The organism is Microbacterium bandirmense (genome assembly GCF_037204185.1).
Lineage (GTDB): Bacteria > Actinomycetota > Actinomycetes > Actinomycetales > Microbacteriaceae > Microbacterium > Microbacterium bandirmense.
Window position 1 is genome coordinate 25,289 of sequence record NZ_JBBDGM010000010.1, and the last position, 20,000, is coordinate 45,288.

The following is a 20,000-nucleotide window of genomic DNA, read 5'->3' on the forward strand; positions in this document are numbered from 1 at the left end:
AGGGCCGACACGCCAGATAGCGGACGATTCCCGGGATTCGGTCCGTCATCTGGCGTGTCGGCCCCCAGAACGTAAGCGCGCGCGACCGCCCGGCCCGCGCCTCCGGCACGACGCCAGCCCGGCGACCTAGACTCGCGGCATGACCGCCGACGTCACGACCGCCCAGCTGGCCGAGGCGCTTGCCACTCGCATCCTGATGCCTCGCAAGCATCCCCTGGTGCTGGTATCGACAGCATCCGACGGGCATTACGCGTTCGACATCGCCCGTCTGCGCGCCGAACTCGACGGCGTCGCCGAGATCTTCACCGTCGAGACCGGCCACGCCTCGAAGCACCTCGAGCAGTTGCTGCCACCCAAGACGCAGGTCTTCAACGGCGCGGCGCGCGTGTACCCGCCCGACTTCGACACCGCCCCCGACTGGCACCGTTCACACCTGCGATTCCCCGAGCACTCCGATACCACCGACCTCATCGACGACGCCCTGGCGCAGACCGGACGCCGCACAGTCGAGTCGGCGCCGGTGCCCCGCGCACAACGTGCGACGGGCATCGTGCAGCGTTTCTTCGACGACGACACCCGCGCGATCGTCACGCTCGACGACGGCATGATGGTCACGGCGACCGCAGCACTGCTGCCACCCGACATGCCGCTCACGGCCGCACTGGTTGCGGGTGAACCGGTCACCGGCATCCTCGAAGATCTCGAACTGCGTCCCGAGCCCCTCGACGTCGACCTCGACGCCTTCGCCGACGGCACGCACGCCCTCGCGCTGGTCGTGAAAGTCACCGAACTGCGCGCCACCGTGCAACTGCATCCGCGCGTCTCGGTGGTGCTGCGGCGCCGCGACGTCGCCGGAGACGACGTGCCCGTCAGCGACGTGCTGCACGTCGGCGATGTGATCCGCGTGCGCGTGCGCCGTGGGCCCGGCCATGAGATCACCCTCAGCCACGCGGATGCCGACGCCGACGAGCCCCTGACGTCCGCGCCCGCGCTGGTCGTCGGCGGCGCACCCTGGCTTGCCGAGGGCCGCGCCCATACCGCGGCGGAGTCGGATGCCCGCCCCGAGACCTCCCCGGCGACCGATGCCGCACCGGGCGCAGTCGCGCCGGCGGCAGCATCCGCTCCTGCGCCCGGCGACCATGCCACCCGGCACGACGTTGCCGCGCTCGCGCACGAGATCGCCGCGCTGCGCAGCGACCTGCTCGCCCTCACCAATCTCGTCGCCCGAGGCGGACGCGCCGATGATGGCGAGGCCGCGCGGTTGCGTGCCGAGAACGAGCAGCTGCGGGCCAAGCTCGCCGACGAACGCGCCGCCCGCGCCGACGTCGAGACGAAACTGGCCGAGGCGACACAGGATCGTCGCGAGGCCGGGCGCGCCCTGCGCGACGCCCGACGCGCGGCCGAACGCTCGCACGTGGATGCCACGGCCGACGGCATCCGCCTCGAAATCGAACGCACCTGGGGCAACCGCACCGCCGCCGGCGAGCGCACCCGCTGGCCGCTGCGTGAGTACGCCCTCGGGTCGGGCTTCATCGACTCGCTCGGCGCGCTCGACGAGGCGCAGCTGAGCAAGGCGGTGCGCGCGTGCGTGGATGCCATCACCGGCCGCGACCGTGAGATCCCCGCCCGCGAGCTGCACCGGCTGCGCACCGGCGAGGGCGGCGACGACCCGTACGTCGTACGCGATGCCGACGGCGCGAAGTGCTGGCGGTCATCGATCGAGCAGAACGCCCCCGGTGCGCGGCGCCTGCACTACTGGGAGCTGCGCGGCGGCGCGATCGAGCTCAGCCGCATCGTGCACCACGACGACACGCGGCCGTAGCCATCCAAGAACGGCCGGCTTTAGAGTCGGTGCCATGAGCAGCCTGACGCAGCCGACCGGCCGAGAACCCGAATTCCGCGCGCCGGTCGGCGCCGACGAATCGACGCCCCGAGTGCTGGTGCTCGGCGGCACCGGGTACATCGGCGGCAGACTCGTGCCGCGACTGCTGGCCGCCGGCTACCGTGTGCGCGTGCTGGCGCGCGACGCGGCCCGCGTGAGCGCCTTCCCGTGGAGCGCCGAGTGCGAGATCGTCGAGGGCACCGCGCAGGATACCGCGATCATGGCCGACGCCACGGCGGACGTAGACATCCTGTACTACCTGATCCACTCCATGGGCGCCGGGGGCCGCTTCGAAATCACCGACGAGCAGGCGGCGCAGACCGTGGCGGATGCCGCACGCGACGCGGGCGTCTCGCGGATCGTGTACCTGGGCGGCCTGCATCCGGAGAGCGCGAAGCTCTCGCCCCACCTGCGCTCGCGCGTGCACGTGGGCGAGGTCTTCCTCGGATCCGGTGTGCCGACTCTCGTGCTGCAGGCAGGGGTCGTGATCGGCTCAGGCTCGGCGTCGTTCGAGATGATCCGTCACCTCACCGAGGTGCTGCCGTACATGCCGGCGCCGAAATGGGTGCGCAATCGCATTCAGCCGATCGCCGTGCGCGACGTGCTGCACTACCTGCTGGGCGCGGCGAAGGTCGCACCGAATGTGAACCGTGCTGTCGACATCGGCGGGCCGGACGTGCTGCGCTACGGACAGATGATGAACGGCTACGCCGTCGAGGCAGGTCTACCGCAGCGGGGGATCGCCGCCCTTCCGGTGCTGACTCCCGAGCTCGCCTCGCACTGGGTCAACCTCGTCACTCCGGTGCCGCGCGCGATCGCCCGCCCGCTGGTGGCGTCGCTGCAGAACGAGTGCGTGATGAAGGACCACGCGATCGACGACCTCATCGCCCCGCCCGTCGACGGACTCACCCCTTACCGGCGCGCCGTGCGCCTCGCTCTGGGACGGGTGGATGCCGACAGTGTCGAGACCAGTTGGCAGGACGCCGAGGTGCACGGGGCCCCCAGCGATCCGCTGCCGAGTGACCCCGACTGGGCCGGTCACACGGTGTTCACCGACTCGCGTTCCGTCGAGACGACAGCATCCGCCGCCGAGCTGTGGTCGGTCATCGTCGGCATCGGCGGCGAGAACGGCTGGTACTCATCGCCGCTGCTGTGGGCCGCGCGCGGCTGGATGGACCGGCTCATCGGCGGTGTCGGGCTGCGGCGTGGCCGGCGCTCGCGCACCCGCGCAGCGGTGGGCGACGCGATCGATTTCTGGCGCGTGGAAGCGCTCGAGACCCCTGACGGATGTGACGGGGGCGCTGGTGACGGGAGCGGCGGGCAGGATGGACTGCTGCGGCTGCGTGCCGAGATGAAGGTGCCCGGCGAGGCGTGGCTCGAGATGCGCGCGATCGCTGACGGTGCCCACTCGCGGTATGCCCAGCGCGCCGTGTTCTTCCCGCGCGGGCTGACCGGGCGACTCTACTGGCTGGCCGTGCTGCCGTTCCACGGATTCATCTTCAAGGGGATGGCCGCGCGGATCGTCGCGGCGGCCGAGGTTCTGCAGGTCGATGCCGATTCGCCGTGAGCTGCGCGGTAGTGCCAGTGCGACGCCCACGATCACCGCCGGCAGCCAGCGCAGCACCGTGCCGACCAGCGGCGGGTACCCCATGCAGGTTCTGCCACCTGGGCCCGACTTCACCACGCGCATGGGTTGTTCTCCCCATCGCGGCTTTCCAACCGAGACCAATACCCTGGACTCGTGGAGGTTGTGCCGTGGGGATGATGTTGCCGAATGAGCTGATCTGGGTGATGGAGAAGCTCGGGTTCGAGTGGCCGGATATCGATGAGGACGAGCTTCGTCGTGCCGGGGACATCATCTCGGTGTTCAGCTCGGACCTCGAGAACAAGATCCAGGTCATGGACCGCAAGGTCAATGGCGATATGGCGCTGGCCATGCGGGGTCAGGCCGGGCCTGCGTATGTGGGCGCGTGGAACACGAACCGGTCGCAGAACCTGCAGAAACTGCTGGACCTGCTCGGACCGGTGCCGGTGGGAACCGACATCGCCGCAGGCGTGGTGACCGCATTGAAGGTCAAGGTGATCTTCGATGTCACCACAACGCTGGTCACCCTGGTGGCGATGCTGACCAACCCGATCACGGCCGCCGGCTCGGGCCCGATGCTGCTGATCAAGAAGAAGCTGCTCAACGCCGCCGTCGACATCGCCGTGGAGCAGCTGCTGAACCAGATGCTGCCGATGGTGATCGAGCCGCTGGTGGAAGAGCTGCCCGCGGTCATCATGGGTGCGCTGAACTCGCCGATCGTCGAGGCCGTCGCCGGTGACCCCGAGGAGTTCTACGCCGACCTGCAGGCGCTGGAGCAGGCATCGGGTGAGATGGAGCAGCACGCCGCCGACGTTGAGACGCTGACAGAGCAGCTGATGACCGACCTGTCGAGCCTGAGCATCACGGGAGACTGAACATGGGACTCGGACCGACCATCCGCAGAGTGACGGATGCCATGGACGGCGTGCCGATCCATGTGCGACAGCTGGCAGACATGTTCCGTCTGCACGGCGCCAAGACCAAGCGCAACGGCGTGGACATCACCGACCTCGACGACACGGACATCGTGCCCGACTCGCTGCAGAACGGGTGGAAGAAGGACGGTCCGACCCCGAACCAGATCATCGACGCGGACAAGAGCACGCGCCCCGATCCCTCCGAGTACCTCACCGACGACTACATCACCAAGCACAAAGAGCTGTTCAACGAGGGCGCTACCCGCTTCTACACGCAGGAGAACCTCGACCGGTACGGTCCTGGCAACGGCGGTGAGACCTTCGTCTTCCCGACTTCGGAGTACGACCGCATCCGGGCTGAGGCGAAGACTCCGCAGGAGCTCGCCACCAACCTGGGTCTCAGCGAGGACTTCTTCGTCGACGCCGACATCGTGAAGGCGCAGTTCACGCTCGATGAACTCAACAACGGGAAGTACCACGTGCCGACCGGAAACGAAGGCGGTGCGAACGCCCAGTGGATCCCCGGCGGCATCCTGCCCGATGGCTCGGCCGAGGTCTCTTTCGAGATCCACCCGAACGCGACGCCGTCTGATCCGTCAGTGGGCGGCACCTGGGGCAAGTTCGAGAAGTTCGAGTTCGGCTCGTGACAGCCGTCGATCGTGACGGCGTCCGCTACCCGAGGAGTTTCGAGATCTATCGTCTCGAAGCGCTCGGCGACGACCCGTACCTGACGATCGACGAGGCCCGCGCGCAGTATGAGCAGGGCCGTGGTCTCACCGTCGTACCCGATGAGCAGCCGCCAGGTTGGTCGATCCACGCATCGCCCAAGGCTTACCGGTTCACGGTCACGTTCCACAGCCGCGCGAAGAAGATGATCCGAAAGCTGTCGTGGGAGCAGGTCGATGGGATGCTGTTCTGCCGCCGCAGCATCGATCGCTTCTACCCGGCGGGCGAGCAGCAGCTCCCCCTGGTGGACGTGGTCACCGTCACACAGGACTTCTCCGCCGACGGACTGCTGAACGTCACGGTGTCGGCGCCGGACAGCGAGGACGAATTCCATCAGGCGGAGGGCATCCCGACCGATGGGCTGCGCCTGCCCGTGCCGGTGTTCGGCGAGTGGCATCCCCTTCTCGAGGCGTCGCGCCCGGCCGAGCTGGAGCGCGCCGGCGCGGAGGCGATCACCTCCGCGCGTGAATATGCCGCACATGTAGTGGCCACGGGCGATCCCCGCGGAACGGCACCGACCGAGGCGAGGTCGGGATGGAGGATTCCCGCCGACGCGGAGCAGGTCCTGCGCAGCGTCGATGCGATCGTCGCGAACGAGTCCGCCAACGGCGACGTGCCCGTGATCGTCCGCGGCGGGGCTCGCATCGTTCCCCTCGCCATGCAGGCCGATCCGACGACGAGCGGGCTCGACCCGCGCGAAGAGCGTCATCGGATGGAGTTGCTCGCCGCCAGCATCCGCGACGCCTGCGACCAACGGGGCGGTCAGTCGATCAGGTTCGATCTCGAGCAGGTCGGTGACGGAACTGTCGCGGCATACGCAGCCGCACTGCGCGCAGCAGGCGCGGCGCAGGCCCACTGGTGGGTTTTCGACTCGGCTCACGGTGCCGCACTGGTGCGGACCGGCAGCGCTGACGACGGAGACCTCGCACTGGCGCTGCACCTCGTGCCCCCCGGCTGGGTCTATCGGCGTCGCTCACAGTCGGCGCCGGCGACCGGCGAGATCGACGTGCGCTGGACATGGAGCGACCTCGTCGCAGCCGCGGAGCGGCGGCGAGCAACGGCCGGTGCCGCAGAGCAGAATGAGAAGGACAGTCAGTCGTGACGAATGCATTCGGAGATATCGAGATGGATGCTGTGCCGCGGATCTATGGGGCAAGCGAATTGGGCGTGCTCGCGATCACCGCTCCCGGCGACGCGCACCCGCGCGTGCAGTACGTCGGCGGCGAACTGTTCGTCGGACTGACGAATACCTCAACGGGGACGGCGGTCACGCAGGGGCAGGTCGAAGCCTGGGCGGATCCGTTCACCGACGCGGTCGCTGCGGCCGTGGCATCTGCCGGCGCGGTTCCCGCCCCGGTCGACGGCCTGATCCTCATCGAGGACGAGGTGCTGGCAGCATCCGTCCTCGTCGACCCGACCCGTATCGCGACCGCCGGCCTCTCCGGCGACCCGGTGCTGATCGCGCTGTCGCGCGATCGCGTCGCGATCGTCGGCGTCGAGGACGAGGCCGCGTTCGGTCGCGTTCTCGACCTGGCGGACGAGCTGTACGACGCGGGCGGCCCGCTGGTGAGTGCCCATCCGGTCGCCGTCGCCGACGGACAGTGGGCGAGGTTCAACCCCATCGCGCGGTTCCCGGCCCTGGAGATGCGCGTCCAGCGCGTGCTGCGACTGTTCAGCGTGCGCGCCTACGAGGCGCAGTCCGCGGCGTTGCAACGGCCGGACGTGCACTTGATCGACCCGAAGATCCGGGTGCTCGAGACCGGTGTGACCACCACCTTCGCCACCTGGCCGAAGGGCACAGCATCGCTGCTGCCCGTCGTCGACAACGTGATCGTCGCCGACCCGTCGGGTGCGATCAGCTTCGCGAGCATGGATCAGTTCCTCGATGCGGCCGGCGACGCCGTCGTGCGCACCGGGCTCTCGCCGGTGCGCTACTTCATCCCCGGAGAGGCTCCCGCCCAGTCGGAGTGAGACCGCGTGCATGGGTAGTGCTCCCCGTCGCGGTGTGCGCCGGGGGTGCCTAGAGTCGTGGTGGAGGGTGCCGCATGGGGATGATGTTGCCGAATGAGCTGATCTGGGTGATGGAGAAGCTCGGGTTCGAGTGGCCGGATATCGATGAGGACGAGCTCCGTCGTGCCGGTGTGATGATCTCGAATTTCCGTGATGATCTTGAGGGCAAGATGCAGGTCATGGACCGCAAGGTCAACGGTGACCTCGCTGCGGCGATGCGCGGTCAGGCGGGCCCGGCGTATGTGGGGGCGTGGAACATGAACCGGTCGCAGAATCTGCAGAAGCTGCTGGATCTGCTCGGCCCCGTCCCCACGGGGATCGATATCGCGGCGGGGGTGGTGACGGGGTTGAAGATCAAGGTGATCGCCGATGTGACCACGACGCTGATCACGCTGGTGGCGATGCTGACCAACCCGATCACCGCGGCCGGGTCGGGTCCGATGCTGCTGATCAAGAAGAAGCTGCTCAACGCTGCGGTGGACATCGCGGTGGAGCAGCTGCTGAACCAGCTGCTGCCGATGGCGATCGAGCCGCTGGTCGAGGAGCTGCCGGTGGTGATCATGGCCGCACTGGACTCGCCGATCGTGGAGGCCGTCGCCGGTGATCCGGATGAGTTCTACGCGGACCTGCAGGCACTGGAGCAGGCGTCGGGCGAGATGGAGCAGCACGCCGCCGATATGGAGACCCTCACCGAGCGACTGATGTCCGACCTCGCCAGCTTGAGCATCACGGGAGACTGAGCATGGGAAAGATCGACGTCGACGCCATCCGCCCGCTGCTGCGCGCCCTGGATGACGCACCCGTCCACGTACGCCAGCTGGCCGATATGTTCCGCAAGCACGGCAACGCCCACAAACGCAACAAGGGCGACATCACCGACCTCGACGACCGCGACCTCGTACCCGACTCCCTCCAGAACGGGTGGAAGAGCGACTCTGACTGGACGCCGGATTCGGTGGTCAGCTGGAAGGGCGACGCCCCCGACCCCAGTGACTACCTCGACGATGACTACATCACTCAGCATCTTGACCAGTTCAAGGACGGCGCCAGCCGCATCTATTTCTCGGACTCGTTGCACCAATACGGTCCCGGCCAGGCCGATAACTCCACGTTCGTCTTCCCCACCTCTGAATTGCAGAGGGTCCTCGACGAAACCGGTGGCGACGCGCACGCCCTCGCTGATGCCCTGGGCATGAAGCCAGAATGGTTCCACGTCGATAACGATCTGAACAAGCCGTTGAAAGACGTCGAGATCAGGAACTTCGCCCCGGAGGAGCTGACGAATCTCCGTGTGCCATCAGGCAACGAGGCTGGCGCCAATGAGAACTGGATCCCGGGCGGCTATCTGCCCACAGGGGTGCCCGAAGCTGTCATCGACGTACCCGAATCGGCGACCGGAACAAAGGTTGACTATAACCCCGGACTCTGGCCTGGAACGGGCCAGGGCCTGACCCTGGGGCTGAACTCATGACGGTACCGGCAGGTCACGCCACACCACGGAGCGCGCTCGCCCCCGAAACGATCGATGCCGGCGCCGTGGTCACATTCGATGGCGACACGCTCATCACGAGCGGCGAGGCGATCATCGACTCTGTCGAGTCCCGCCTGTCGGCCGCGTCCGCACCGCCGAACCAGAACTGGTGGCTTTCCGCGGACGTCCCGGTGCTGTCACGCGGTGAAGCCTGGATCGTGCCACTGTTCTGGCTGCCGCCTACCGCCGACCGCGATCTCCCCGGCGTGCGACTCCTCGACGAGCGCGGGAGCGAACTCGGACAGAGCATCATGTCTGCGTGCTGGTACCGCCAGGGAGATCCCCTGAACGTCGAACTCGATCAGGTCGCACAGAAGGCGAACCCATACGCGGCTGTACTGGCGCAGACCGGAGCGAAAAACGCGGTGTGGTGGGCATTCGATCAGTTCGCGGTGGTGTTGGTGCACTACGCCGAACCACATGCGAGCAAATCGAAGATGGCACTGCACGTGGTTCCCGTCGGTTGGGTGTCGAGCCGACGCCCGACCAAGGCGAAGAAGATGCCCGTCCTCGATCTGAGCTGGTCATGGGCCGACGTCGTCGGCTTCGCCTCGTCGTCGCCGACGGGCTGACACGAGACGTGGGTTTGGACCAAGATTTCCACTACGACGGCGGATACCGATGGATGGCTTACACCAGACAATCCAGTCCTCGTGCGCGGTGATGCCCGCATCCTGCCTCTCGCATGGAGCAGTGAGGCGCACTGAGGCGACGGACCTGGGTCTACGCATCGCGCGCGGTCAAGCCCGTCTGGCGCATCGATCTGCAGTGGTCCTGGACCGATGTGTCAGGGTTGACGAGTGCGAGACCGAAAGCGAGCTGAGCGTGGGCCAGGGCCCGCCGCGACCGATCGGCTTTCCGGCCAGAATCCGTGACGGTGGGTGCGGTCGTCACGTTCGATGATGGCCGGCGGTGCGGCGTGGATCATTCCGCTCTCCTGGGTGCCGTCGGCGCACGACACCAACGATGCTGAGCATCAGGAACTGCGCGTTCGTGCCGACCTGCTGTGGGGCGAGATCGGGATGGCGTGCGAACAGCAGTACGGCAACCAGATCGGGATCGACCTCACCACGCCGGAATCCGCGTACGCGCGGGAGTTGATCCGCACGGGCGTGCGCCGGGCCGACTGGTGGCGCTTCGGCGATTCAGCGGTTGTCTGCGTCGTGTATGCAGCTCCGCTCCCGGCCCCGATGTCACGCATCGCGCTACACGTCATCCCCTATGCGTGGGTATGGGAAACCGCACCCGGCAAGGCGAAGAAGCCCCTCGTCCCCACCGACGGGGACTGGACGTGGTCAGACGTCGTCGCACTCGCAGCCGAGACGCTCGCTGCGTCCGGCACCGACTGACGGGCGCCGTCAAGCCCACAGTGTCGACGTAGACTGGTCTCGCCCCGCCTCCCTCTTCTCTTGGAGCCCGCGTGACCACCCCGAACACCCCCACCACCCACGTTCCCGACTCCGTCGAGAACGCCATCGCGACTCCTGAGAAGGAGCAGCCGTACGGCGCCCTCGGCCTCAAGGCCGAGGAGTACGAGCAGATCAAGCAGATCCTCGGCCGTCGCCCCACCAGCGGTGAGCTGGCGATGTACTCGGTGATGTGGTCGGAGCACTGCTCGTACAAGTCGTCGAAGAAGTACCTGCGCCGCTTCGGCGAGAAGGTCTCCGACGAGATGCGCGAGCGCCTCATGGTCGGCATGGGGCAGAACGCCGGCGTCGTCGACATCGGCGAGGGCTGGGCGGTCACGTTCAAGGCCGAGAGCCACAACCACCCGAGCTTCATCGAGCCGTTCCAGGGTGCCGCGACCGGTGTCGGCGGCATCGTCCGCGACATCATCTCGATGGGCGCACGCCCCGTCGCCGTGATGGATGCCCTGCGCTTCGGCGCCATCGACCACCCCGACACACCGCGCGTGGTGCACGGCGTCACCAGCGGCATCAGCTTCTACGGCAACTGCCTGGGCCTGCCGAACATCGGCGGCGAGACCGTGTTCGACTCGGTCTACCAGGCCAACCCGCTCGTGAACGCCCTCGCGGTCGGGGTGCTCCGCCACGAGGACCTCAAGCTCGCCAACGCCGAGGGCGTCGGCAACAAGGTCGTCCTGTTCGGCGCCCGCACGGGCGGCGACGGCATCGGAGGCGCCAGCATCCTGGCATCCGACTCCTTCGACGACGGCGGCCCCACCAAGCGCCCCGCCGTGCAGGTCGGCGACCCGTTCGCCGAGAAGGTGCTCATCGAGTGCTGCCTCGAGCTGTACCAGGGCGAGCTCGTCGAGGCGATCCAGGACCTCGGCGCCGCGGGCATCTCGTGCGCCACCAGCGAACTGGCCGCGAACGGCAACAGCGGCATGCACGTCTCGCTCGACAACGTGCTGCTGCGCGACCCCTCGCTGACGGCCGAAGAGATCCTGATGAGCGAGAGCCAGGAGCGCATGATGGCGATCGTCGCCCCCGAGAAGCTCGACGCCTTCATGGCCGTCGTGAACAAGTGGGACGTCGAGACCAGCGTGCTCGGCGAGGTCACCGGCGACGGCCGCCTCGTCATCGACTGGCAGGGCGAGCGCATCGTCGACGTCGACCCGTCGACGGTCGCCGTCGACGGCCCCGTCTACGACCGCCCGGTCGCGTACCCGACGTGGATCGACGCGCTGCAGGCGGATGCTGCCGAAGACCTCCCCCGCTCTAACGAGCCCGAAGTGCTGCGGACGCAGTTCCTGCAGCTGCTCGGCTCGCCGAACCTCGCCGACACCAGCTGGATCACCAACCAGTACGACTACTACGTCGGCGGCAATACGGCTCTCGCGTTCCCCGACAACGCCGGCATGATCCGCGTCGACGAGGAGTCGGGGCTCGGCTTCGCGATCTCGACCGACGCCAACGGCCGCTACTGCCAGCTCGACCCGTATGCGGGCGCGCAGCTGGCGCTGGCCGAGGCGTATCGCAACGTCGCCGTGACCGGCGCCGTGCCGACGGCGATCACCGACTGCCTGAACTTCGGCTCGCCAGAGAACCCCGAGGTGATGTGGCAGTTCGGGCAGACCGTCGACGGTCTCGCCGACGGATGCTACGCGCTGGGCACCCCGGTCACCGGCGGCAACGTGTCGTTCTACAACCAGACCGGCGATGTGCCGATCCACCCGACCCCGCTGGTCGGCGTGATGGGCATCATCGACGACGTGTCGCGGCGCATCCCGTCGGGCTGGCAGGACGCCGGTGAGAACATCTACCTGCTCGGCGTCACCTCGACCGAGCTGTCGGGTTCGGCGTGGGCCGACACCGTGCACCGACACCTTGGGGGGCTGCCGCCGAAGGTCGACCTGGCCGGTGAGAAGCGCCTGGCCGAGCTGCTGGGCGCCGCCCGCGAGGAGTGGCTGATCTCGTCGGCGCACGACCTGTCTGAGGGCGGCCTCGGCCAGGCGCTCGCCGAGGGAGTGATGCGCTTCGGCGTCGGCGCCCGCGTGTGGCTCACCGAGCTGATGGAGCGCGATGGGGTGGATGCTGCATCCGCCCTCTTCTCGGAGTCGACCGGCCGCGTCATCGTGACCGTGCCTCGCGAGGACGACGTGAAGTTCCAGGGCCTGTGCGAGGGACGCGGCTACCCGGTGCTGCGCATCGGCGTCACCGACAGCGAGCCCACCCTCGAGGTGCAGGACGTCTTCACCGCCACGGTCGACGAGCTGCGCGAGGTGTCGCAGGGCGCCCTGCCGGCCGTCTTCGGACCGACGGTCGCAGAGCCGCGATAAGGCGTCGTCGGCGCCGGTCGAGACGACGGCGAGGCGCCGGTCGAGACGACGGCGAGGCGCCGGTCGAGACGACGGCGAGGCGCCGGTCGAGACGACGGCGAGGCGACGACAGGCCGCGCCGGGCTGAGCGCGTCATGTATCAGGAACCGCTTGCCGCGCTCCCGGTATGTGTGAGCACAATGATCTTCATGACCGACGCTGCCCGTGGGGGTGCCCTCAGCGATGGCCCGGCGAGATGGGAACGCGCCGCCGAGCTGTTCGCCGACTGGCGTTCCGGCGACGCACGCGCCATCGACGACCTGGTGCGCCTGATGACTCCCGTGCTCTGGCACGTGGTGCGCGCCTATGGCCTCGATCGCCCGCTCGCCGAGGACGTCGTGCAGACGACCTGGCTCGCGCTCGTCCGAGGACACGAGAAGATCTCGGACTTCCGCTCCATCTCCGGCTGGCTCACGACGGCGGCCCGCCGCGAGGCGTGGAAGGTCGTGAAGAGAGAGCGACGCGCGGATGCCACTGACGACGTGGTTCTCGAGCCGATGCTGCCGGTGCAGGAGTCCGCCGAGACGACGGTCACCGCATCCGACGAGGCACGTCTGCTCTGGAAGGCGGTGGCCGCCCTGGACGAGCGCTGCCGGCGACTGCTGCGCGTCATCGCCTTCGATGACCGCCCCGACTACGCGACGCTGGCGGCCGAGCTCGATATGCCGGTGGGCAGCATCGGCCCCACCCGCGGACGCTGCCTGGTCAAGCTGCGCGCCCGGCTCACCCATGCCGACGGCGTGGACGAACGGGGGAACGATGGCTGAAACCGACCTCGAGCTGCTCGCCCGGCTGCGCGCCGCCGCCGAGAGCATCGATCCACCCGCGACCGACCTCGCCGATCGCATGATCGCCGCGATCGCCGTGACCGACATCTCGCGCGAGTACGCGCTGCTCACCCTGATCTCCAACGCCGAGACGCCGGTGCGCGCAGGTGCGGCGGGTGGTGAGGCCGAGACGAGCACGCTGCAGTTCAGCGACGGCTCGGCGAGCATCCTGCTGCATGTCGCGCACGCCGAACGCGGTCGCCGGCGCGTGGACGGGTGGGTGGATGCCGGCGCCGTCGAGGTGCAGCTCACCCAGAACGACCGCACCTGGACCACGGCCCCGGACAATCAGGGACGCTTCGCGTTCGACGAGATCCCACCCGGACTGAGCCGCGTTCGCCTGATCATCGGCAGCGACCGGAAAGACCTGCTCACACCGCACTTCGAGGTGTGACCACTGAAGCGTCGAGCCGAGAGGAAGATCGATGGCGCAGCCCGAGAACTGGAGTTGGCAGGACCGCGCCGAGGGGTCGATCCCCCGTGGTTCGGCGCTGGACCCGACCGTGGAGCCCGTGGACGGCATCCGCGCCTTTCCCACCGCGTATCTGCCCGACCGGCTGCTGATATCCGACCGGCTGGACGGCGGCGACGACGCCTATGACCGGGATCTGCGCGCGCTGACGCAGGCCGCGAACTCGTTCGGCTGGCAGCTGGCGGTGCAGGACGCGGATGTCATCCGTGCAGGACGCGACGCGCGGATGCTGCCGGGCATCCCCGGTGTGCACCGTGCCGTGCTGACGACGCCGGAGATTCCGAAAGAAGGCGAATCGCCTGTGCCGCCGGACGCGTGGCGGGTGCTGCAGCGTGCTCGGCGGATCGTCGGCGACCCGATGCCGAGAGCAGGACTCGAGCACGTGCTGGCCCTCGACCCGGTCGGCCTGAATCCGTTCACCCGGACGAACCCGTTCACCCGCACGAACCCGTTCACCAGGACCAACCCGTTCACCAGGACCAACCCGGTGCGCGGTGCGGGCCTCGTGGGCAGCGACGACTACCTCGAGCCCGGTCGCGGAGGGCGCCAGCCGATCGCGTGGATCGGCGCGGCGCCGGTGCGAAGCGCGCTGCCGCGCAGGACTCGGCGTGCGGTCGTGGCGGTGCTCGACACCGGATGCGGTGAGCACGAGTGGCTTCCGGAGTCGATCGTGACGCGTGGATTCGACCTGGACGGCATCCCGATCGGCCTCACCGACGATGACGACCCGGAGCGCTATCCCGACCTGTACGGCCAGCTCGACGGCGAGATCGATGCGGTCGCGGGGCACGGCACCTTCATCGCGGGACTCATCCGCCAGACGGCGCCGGATGCCGACATCCTCTCGATCCGCATCGCGAACTCGCTCGGCGTCGTGGATGAGAGCACCTTCCTGCAGGTGCTCGCAGCCGTCATCGAGCTGCAGCGTCGGTTCGTCCACGGCGAGAAGGGCGGGCATCCGGTCGACGTGCTGAACCTGTCGCTGGGGTACTACCACGAGACCCCGCTCGACGGGCAGTTCTCCCTCGTGCTGCACGACATGCTGCACACGGCGCGCGCGCTGGGCACGGTCGTCGTGTGCTCCGCGGGAAACGATGCGATCGACCGACCGTCGTTCCCGGCATCACTGTGGGCATGGCCAGGGGCAGACAACGGCTTGCGGCCCGACAAAGCGGTGCCGCTCGTCTCGGTCGGCGCCCTGAACCCGTCACGGCGCTCACTGGCGCTGTTCTCGAACGTGGGACCATGGGTGCGCACGTTCGCACCGGGCGCCATGGTCGTCTCGACGACTCCGGCGTTCACGGGCGGCGCACAGGCCGCGACGCGGGCGGACGTCGCCGGTGTCGACCGGCAGACCGTCGACCCCGACGACTACCGCGGCGGCTTCGTCGCCTGGAGCGGAACCTCGTTCGCAGCGCCCTATGTCGCCGGAAAGGTCGCGGCGCTGCTGGGCGCGCTCCCGACGGATGCCCCGGCCTCCGCCACCACGATCAGGAAGGCCGTCGGGAAGGTGCTCGCGGCGCTGCCGCCGGACGCTCCACTCGGCTGAAGCCTGCGGGCGGCACGCGATCGCCGAGCTTTCGCACGAGCGCCGGACACGGCATCCTGATCGGATGGGAAACTCTGCGCGCGAGCTGTACGAACGCGGACGCGCGGCATCGAACGCCCAGCGCTACTCCGAGGCGCGGCGTCTACTCGGCCGCGCGGGGTCGGCAGCGCCCGCAGACGACGCCGACCTGCGGGCACGGATCGCCGGCACCACGGCGTACGTCCTCGCCCAGACCGGCGAACCCGCGCGCGCCGAGAGCCTGTGCCGTGAGGCGCTCGAGCAGGACGGGGTCGGAGACGAGACCAGGGCGATCCTGGCCGGCCAGCTCGGTGTGCTGTTCACCCGGGCGGGCCGCCTCGATGAAGCCGAGACCATGCTCGGTCGCGCGATCGATCATCTCGACGGGATGGCTCAGGCGAATTGCCTGATGAACCGCTCGCTCGTGCACATGCACCGTCGCGCCTTCGACGCGTGCACAGCAGACCTCGAGCGCGCCGTCCTGATCTACGACCAGGCGGGTGAGACGGCTGCCGCCGCCGAGGCCAGGCACAACCTCGGGTACACGGCACTGCTGCGCGGTGACCTCGTCGAAGCACTCGATCTGATGGCCCGGTCGCGACCGGTGATCGCGGCCGCCTCGCGGGTGAACGCGGCGATGAGCGATCTCGACCGTGCGGAAGTGCTGCGCGATGCGGGTCTGGTCGATGAAGCGGAGGATCTGCTCGCCGAGGTGGCCGCCACCTTCGGTGCGGCGCGGATGCGTCAGGCCCGCGCCGAAGCCGAGTACCAGCTCGCCCGCTCCCTGCTCCATCACGATCCGCACCGCGCACGGCGGGTCGCGCGGACCGCTGCCCGGCACTTCCGCCGGCTGGGCGCGGACAGCTGGGCCGCGCGCAGCGATGCGATCCGCCTGGATGCCGAGCTGGATGCCGGGTCGACACCACCCGCGGCGGAATTCGCCACCACCGCCGCTGAGCTCAAGCGGGCCGGCTTCCCCAGCGAAGCGACGGCGGTGCGGCTGAGCGATGCTCTGGCCGCCACCCGGCGACGCGACCGGAGTCGCCCGATACAGTTGCCGGAGCACGCCCCGATTCCGCTGCGGCTGCGCGCCGCGGAGGTGCGCGCCGCACGTGCCCGGTCGCGGATGCGTCCGGCCGAGTCTCGGCGGCATGCGGCGGACGGTCTCGACCTGCTCACCGCATGGCAGCAGTCCTTCGGGGCACTCGACCTGCAGGCCTCGATCGCGATGCACGGCACGAACCTCGTGTTCGCGGGGCTGTCCACCGCCTCCGAGAGTCGTGACCCCGAAGTGCTGTTCGACTGGTCGGAGCGCGCCCGCCATCTGAGCCAGCAGGTCGCCGCGGTGCGCCCTCCGCACGACACCGGACACGCCGAGGACCTGGCCGAGCTGCGCACGCTGCGCGCCGAGCTGACCGGCCAGGAGTGGGCGTCGCACCCGCAGGTCCGGCTGCTGCGTGATCGCGTCCGCGAGCGCCAATGGACGGCGACCAGCGCAGGCGGTGCCCGCCCGCGGATCACCCTGGGCGCGCTGCGCGCCGAGCTCGGAGAGTCCGGCCACCCGATCGCCGCCCTGTCGTTCGTGTACACCGGCGACAGCTCGATGTGCGTCGTCACGACGGCCGATTCCAGCACGATCGCGGTGCTCGACCACGCCGCGATTCAGCACGCCGCAGACGGACTGCGCGCCGACCTCGACGTGTCGGCCTCGATCCGCACCGGCCCCATGGCCGCGATCGTCTCCCGCGCACTCGACGATCGGCTGCGCCGCCTCGACGACGCCCTCCTGGGCCCGATCCGCGCACTGATCGGCGACCGTCGCGTCGTGCTGACCGTTCCCGGCATCCTCGCCGGGATCCCGTGGGGGATGCTGCCGACGATGTCCACACGGCCGTTCACCCTGGCCACCTCGATGTCGCGGTGGACGCAGGAGCGCCAGGCGTCCCGTCCCCTGCGATCGGCGGGGTTCGCCGCCGGGCCGAACGTGCCTCGCGGCATCGAGGAGGTTCGCGCTGCGGCATCCACCTGGCGCGACGCAGGTGTGCTCACCGGCGAAGAGGCACGTGTGGATGCGGTGACCGCGCTGGCCGCGCGCGTCGACGTGCTGCACATCGCAGCGCACGGCCGGCATGCAGCGGACAATCCGCTGTTCTCCGGATTCGAGCTCGCCGACGGCGCACTGTTCGGGTACGACGTCGACATGATCGCCCAGGTGCCGGACACCGTCGTGCTCTCGGCGTGCGAACTCGGCCGGTCGTCGGTGCGCTGGGGCGAGGAAGCGCTCGGGATGACGCGGGTCTGGCTGCACGCCGGCTCACGCAGTGTGATCGCGGCACCGGTCGTCGTGCCGGACGACGTGGCAGGCGAACTGCTCAGCGCTCTGCACGTCGGACTCAGCGCCGGCGAATCCCCCGCGGTGGCGCTGGCTGCAGCATCCGCACAGACCGGTCTGCGCACGCCCTTCCAGTGCAGCGGAACAGGGCTCTGAGAGATTTCTCCATCCGATGTATCAGGATGCTGCCTGGGGGCTCCTGATACATGGAAGGTGTCACGCAGATGCCCTGCAGGGACAGCTGGGGACGTGGTCGCTCTGGGGATGCGTGCTGAAGGGGGACGCAGCGACGGACACCGACTGCCAGGAGGGCATCGCGGGAATGCAACCGCGATGCCCTCCCCTTAAGTCGCGCAGCCCCGCGCCACCATCCCCCGCCAGACGACCTCGACGGCCGCACGCAGCCGCTCGACGGTCTCCGGGTCGTCGACGCGGTCGCCCCGGACGACCAGCTGGTAGTACGCCGCGCCGGCGTTCTCAGCACCTGAAGACGAGCTGCCGGTCTTCACCAGCGACGGGCCGATCATCGACCGCTTCACCGACGAGACGTGGAACCCAGGCAACGAGTTCATCTTCCCTTCGGTGTTCCATGCAGGCGAGCACCTCGATGACCCGCTGGGTGAGTGGTACGTCTACTACGCACCGCATGACGCGCCCGGGGGCATCAACGTGATGTACGCGGACTCGCTCGATGGCCCGTGGACCCACTACGAGGGCAATCCCATCGTGAAGAGCACCTGGGACGGTCACTACGACGTCTCCCACGTGTCCTCACCGGACGTCGCCTGGAACGACGACGCCGGCGAGGTCTTCCTCTACTTCCACGGCGAGAACAACACCGATCGTTACGCCACCTCGGCCGACGGCCTGTCGTTCGACTACGGCGGAGTGGTGATGACCACGCAGCAGTTCGGACAGAACGCCACCGAGACCTCGTACAACCGCGTCTTCGAGAACCCGTTCCCTGAGAATGGGTGGGAGTACGCCATGTACTTCATGGTCAATGACACTTCCAATGTGCGCCGCATCGGACTGGCCTACTCGCACGACATGATCAGCTGGGAAGCGCAGCCCGGATGGGTCGTCGAGCCGACGGCCGTCGAAGGTGCGAACGTCGCCGGTCCCGAGCTGTGGGAGTGGAACGGCACCTACTACGTGCTGTACGGGTCGAGCGTAGGCACGATCTTCGCGAAGCAGGTGGATCGCGATCTGCGTGGCATCGGCGATCCGATTCCGCTGTACATCCCGAGCCCTTTCCCGCCCGAGGACGGTCGTGCCAGCTCCCCGCAGATCGTCACCGCTGACGGTAAGACGCACATGATCTTCGAGGCAGGAGGACGACTCGGAGCTACCGTTCACCACGCGACCCTTGATCCAGATGGCCATCGCGACCCGGTGAACACACACCCTGACGACCCCCTGTTCGCGCAATGCTCTGGAGCCGGATCGGATGAGTTCGACGGTGATGCGCTCGAGACGAGGTGGACCGTGCTGCACGACGACGAGGGCAGACAGCGTCTCGAGGATGGCGCGCTCGTGCTGACCTCGCCGGCGACCTCGATCAACGGCGCGACCATCCCGAACCTGCCCGTGCCAGACGGCGCATGGGAGGTCACCACCGAGATCGAGTACGCACCGACCGCGAAGTACCACCAGGCCGGCCTGACCCTGTACAGCGACGACCTCAACAACGCCAAGCTGGTGTGGTCGTTCGCCAACGGCGGCATCCGATTCGACTTCACCTGGAAACGCGACGGCAAAGACCGGTTCGATTCCTGGGCGTGGGAAGACACCTTGTTCCCGCCCGCCGACCTCGGCAGCACCGCCTGGCTGCGCCTCTCCAGCAACGGCGAGTACATCGTCGCCGCCCTTTCCACCGACGGCACCACATTCACCACCGTCGGCCGCCCCATCCCCGCCGCCGACCTCGCCGCCGACAGCATCGGCGTCACCGCGTTCCGCGGCGTCGCCTCCGCCCCCGACGCCGAAGCGCGATTCAACTGGTTCCGCTTCACCCCATCGGAAGCAGAACTCGCCGACTGCGCAAGCGACGGAACAGCCCCAGGAGACGACACCGACCCCGGAAACGGAACAGCCCCAGGAGACGGAACCAACCCCGGAGACGACGTCGACGACGGAGCGACGCCAGGCGACGGCACAGCCCCCGACGACGGCACAGGCCCCGGTGCGACCCCCGGAGACGACGACGCCTCCGACACAGACGTCGACCCCGCACCGAACGGCAGCGGCGACAGCGGTCTCGCCGCCACCGGCGGCGAAGTCCCCCTCGCCCTGCCCGTGGTCGGCGGACTCCTTCTGCTAACCGGAGCCGGAGCCCTGGTGCTCCGCCGCCTCCGCCGCAGCTGATCC

General features: G+C 68.7%; 17 protein-coding genes. 16 read left to right on the top strand and 1 reads right to left on the bottom strand.

What is annotated here, in order from left to right; translation table 11 throughout:
- The first annotated feature begins 139 nt into the window (after positions 1-139).
- The 15 genes from WDU99_RS12155 to WDU99_RS12225 all read left to right on the top strand — a co-directional run bounded on the left by WDU99_RS12155 (position 140) and on the right by WDU99_RS12225 (position 17,786).
- Positions 140-1,822 carry a S1 domain-containing protein gene (locus WDU99_RS12155; RefSeq protein ID WP_337332728.1) on the top strand — a complete coding sequence of 561 codons (1,683 nt, stop codon included), beginning with the start codon at positions 140-142 and terminating at the stop codon, positions 1,820-1,822.
- Between the two features lie 34 nt (positions 1,823-1,856).
- Positions 1,857-3,449, top strand: a complete 1,593-nt coding sequence (locus tag WDU99_RS12160; protein WP_337332729.1) for an SDR family oxidoreductase — start codon at positions 1,857-1,859, stop codon at positions 3,447-3,449.
- A 194-nt stretch (positions 3,450-3,643) separates the two neighbouring features.
- The gene (locus WDU99_RS12165) at positions 3,644-4,342 is read left to right on the top strand and encodes a WXG100-like domain-containing protein (RefSeq protein WP_337332807.1); all 699 of its coding nucleotides are present in this window, start codon (positions 3,644-3,646) and stop codon (positions 4,340-4,342) included.
- Between the two features lie 2 nt (positions 4,343-4,344).
- Positions 4,345-5,031, top strand: a complete 687-nt coding sequence (locus WDU99_RS12170) for a hypothetical protein (protein ID WP_337332730.1) — start codon at positions 4,345-4,347, stop codon at positions 5,029-5,031.
- Positions 5,028-6,212 carry a hypothetical protein gene (locus WDU99_RS12175; RefSeq protein WP_337332731.1) on the top strand — a complete coding sequence of 395 codons (1,185 nt, stop codon included), beginning with the start codon at positions 5,028-5,030 and terminating at the stop codon, positions 6,210-6,212. Before WDU99_RS12170 ends, WDU99_RS12175 begins: the two co-directional genes overlap by 4 nt.
- On the top strand, positions 6,209-7,081 hold the full coding sequence (locus tag WDU99_RS12180) for a hypothetical protein (RefSeq protein WP_337332732.1): 873 nt from the start codon (positions 6,209-6,211) through the stop codon (positions 7,079-7,081). Before WDU99_RS12175 ends, WDU99_RS12180 begins: the two co-directional genes overlap by 4 nt.
- A 74-nt stretch (positions 7,082-7,155) precedes the next feature.
- Positions 7,156-7,860 (top strand): hypothetical protein, encoded by a 705-nt coding sequence (locus tag WDU99_RS12185; protein WP_337332733.1) that lies wholly within the window; start codon positions 7,156-7,158, stop codon positions 7,858-7,860.
- Positions 7,861-7,862: 2 nt separating this feature from the next.
- Positions 7,863-8,591 (top strand): hypothetical protein, encoded by a 729-nt coding sequence (locus WDU99_RS12190; protein WP_337332734.1) that lies wholly within the window; start codon positions 7,863-7,865, stop codon positions 8,589-8,591.
- Complete coding sequence (locus WDU99_RS12195; protein WP_337332735.1) at positions 8,588-9,223, top strand: hypothetical protein; 636 nt, start codon at positions 8,588-8,590, stop codon at positions 9,221-9,223. Before WDU99_RS12190 ends, WDU99_RS12195 begins: the two co-directional genes overlap by 4 nt.
- Before the next feature lie 309 nt (positions 9,224-9,532).
- A complete protein-coding gene (locus WDU99_RS12200; protein WP_337332736.1) occupies positions 9,533-10,000 on the top strand; it encodes a hypothetical protein in 468 nt (155 codons plus the stop codon).
- 71 nt (positions 10,001-10,071) lie between these two features.
- Positions 10,072-12,393, top strand: a complete 2,322-nt coding sequence (purL, locus tag WDU99_RS12205; RefSeq protein ID WP_337332737.1) for a phosphoribosylformylglycinamidine synthase subunit PurL — start codon at positions 10,072-10,074, stop codon at positions 12,391-12,393.
- Positions 12,394-12,581: 188 nt separating this feature from the next.
- Positions 12,582-13,199 carry an RNA polymerase sigma factor gene (locus tag WDU99_RS12210; RefSeq protein ID WP_337332738.1) on the top strand — a complete coding sequence of 206 codons (618 nt, stop codon included), beginning with the start codon at positions 12,582-12,584 and terminating at the stop codon, positions 13,197-13,199.
- Entirely contained in the window at positions 13,192-13,653 is a 462-nt protein-coding gene (locus WDU99_RS12215) for a hypothetical protein (RefSeq protein ID WP_337332739.1), read from the top strand. The genes WDU99_RS12210 and WDU99_RS12215 overlap by 8 nt, the downstream gene beginning before the upstream one ends.
- A gap of 31 nt (positions 13,654-13,684) precedes the next feature.
- On the top strand, positions 13,685-15,280 hold the full coding sequence (locus WDU99_RS12220; RefSeq protein ID WP_337332740.1) for a S8 family peptidase: 1,596 nt from the start codon (positions 13,685-13,687) through the stop codon (positions 15,278-15,280).
- Positions 15,281-15,344: 64 nt separating this feature from the next.
- Positions 15,345-17,786: a CHAT domain-containing protein gene (locus WDU99_RS12225; protein WP_337332741.1), complete on the top strand. Its 2,442-nt coding sequence runs from the start codon at positions 15,345-15,347 to the stop codon at positions 17,784-17,786.
- A 188-nt stretch (positions 17,787-17,974) separates the two neighbouring features.
- Here WDU99_RS12225 and WDU99_RS12230 read toward each other — a convergent pair whose 3' ends face one another.
- The gene (locus WDU99_RS12230; protein ID WP_337332742.1) at positions 17,975-18,202 is read right to left on the bottom strand and encodes a hypothetical protein; all 228 of its coding nucleotides are present in this window, start codon (positions 18,200-18,202) and stop codon (positions 17,975-17,977) included.
- A gap of 10 nt (positions 18,203-18,212) precedes the next feature.
- On the opposite strand from WDU99_RS12230, the gene WDU99_RS12235 reads away from it, so the two are divergent.
- Complete coding sequence (locus tag WDU99_RS12235; protein ID WP_337332743.1) at positions 18,213-19,997, top strand: beta-xylosidase family glycoside hydrolase; 1,785 nt, start codon at positions 18,213-18,215, stop codon at positions 19,995-19,997.
- Positions 19,998-20,000: the final 3 nt, after the last annotated feature.

Coding starts and splice junctions, on each gene's coding strand:
- WDU99_RS12155 (WP_337332728.1), top strand. CDS start 140: ATGACCGCCGACGTCACGACCGCCCAGCTGGCCGAGGCGCTTGCCACT.
- WDU99_RS12160 (WP_337332729.1), top strand. CDS start 1,857: ATGAGCAGCCTGACGCAGCCGACCGGCCGAGAACCCGAATTCCGCGCG.
- WDU99_RS12165 (WP_337332807.1), top strand. CDS start 3,644: ATGATGTTGCCGAATGAGCTGATCTGGGTGATGGAGAAGCTCGGGTTC.
- WDU99_RS12170 (WP_337332730.1), top strand. CDS start 4,345: ATGGGACTCGGACCGACCATCCGCAGAGTGACGGATGCCATGGACGGC.
- WDU99_RS12185 (WP_337332733.1), top strand. CDS start 7,156: ATGGGGATGATGTTGCCGAATGAGCTGATCTGGGTGATGGAGAAGCTC.
- WDU99_RS12190 (WP_337332734.1), top strand. CDS start 7,863: ATGGGAAAGATCGACGTCGACGCCATCCGCCCGCTGCTGCGCGCCCTG.
- WDU99_RS12195 (WP_337332735.1), top strand. CDS start 8,588: ATGACGGTACCGGCAGGTCACGCCACACCACGGAGCGCGCTCGCCCCC.
- WDU99_RS12210 (WP_337332738.1), top strand. CDS start 12,582: ATGACCGACGCTGCCCGTGGGGGTGCCCTCAGCGATGGCCCGGCGAGA.
- WDU99_RS12215 (WP_337332739.1), top strand. CDS start 13,192: ATGGCTGAAACCGACCTCGAGCTGCTCGCCCGGCTGCGCGCCGCCGCC.
- WDU99_RS12220 (WP_337332740.1), top strand. CDS start 13,685: ATGGCGCAGCCCGAGAACTGGAGTTGGCAGGACCGCGCCGAGGGGTCG.
- WDU99_RS12225 (WP_337332741.1), top strand. CDS start 15,345: ATGGGAAACTCTGCGCGCGAGCTGTACGAACGCGGACGCGCGGCATCG.
- WDU99_RS12230 (WP_337332742.1), bottom strand. CDS start 18,202: ATGAACTCGTTGCCTGGGTTCCACGTCTCGTCGGTGAAGCGGTCGATG.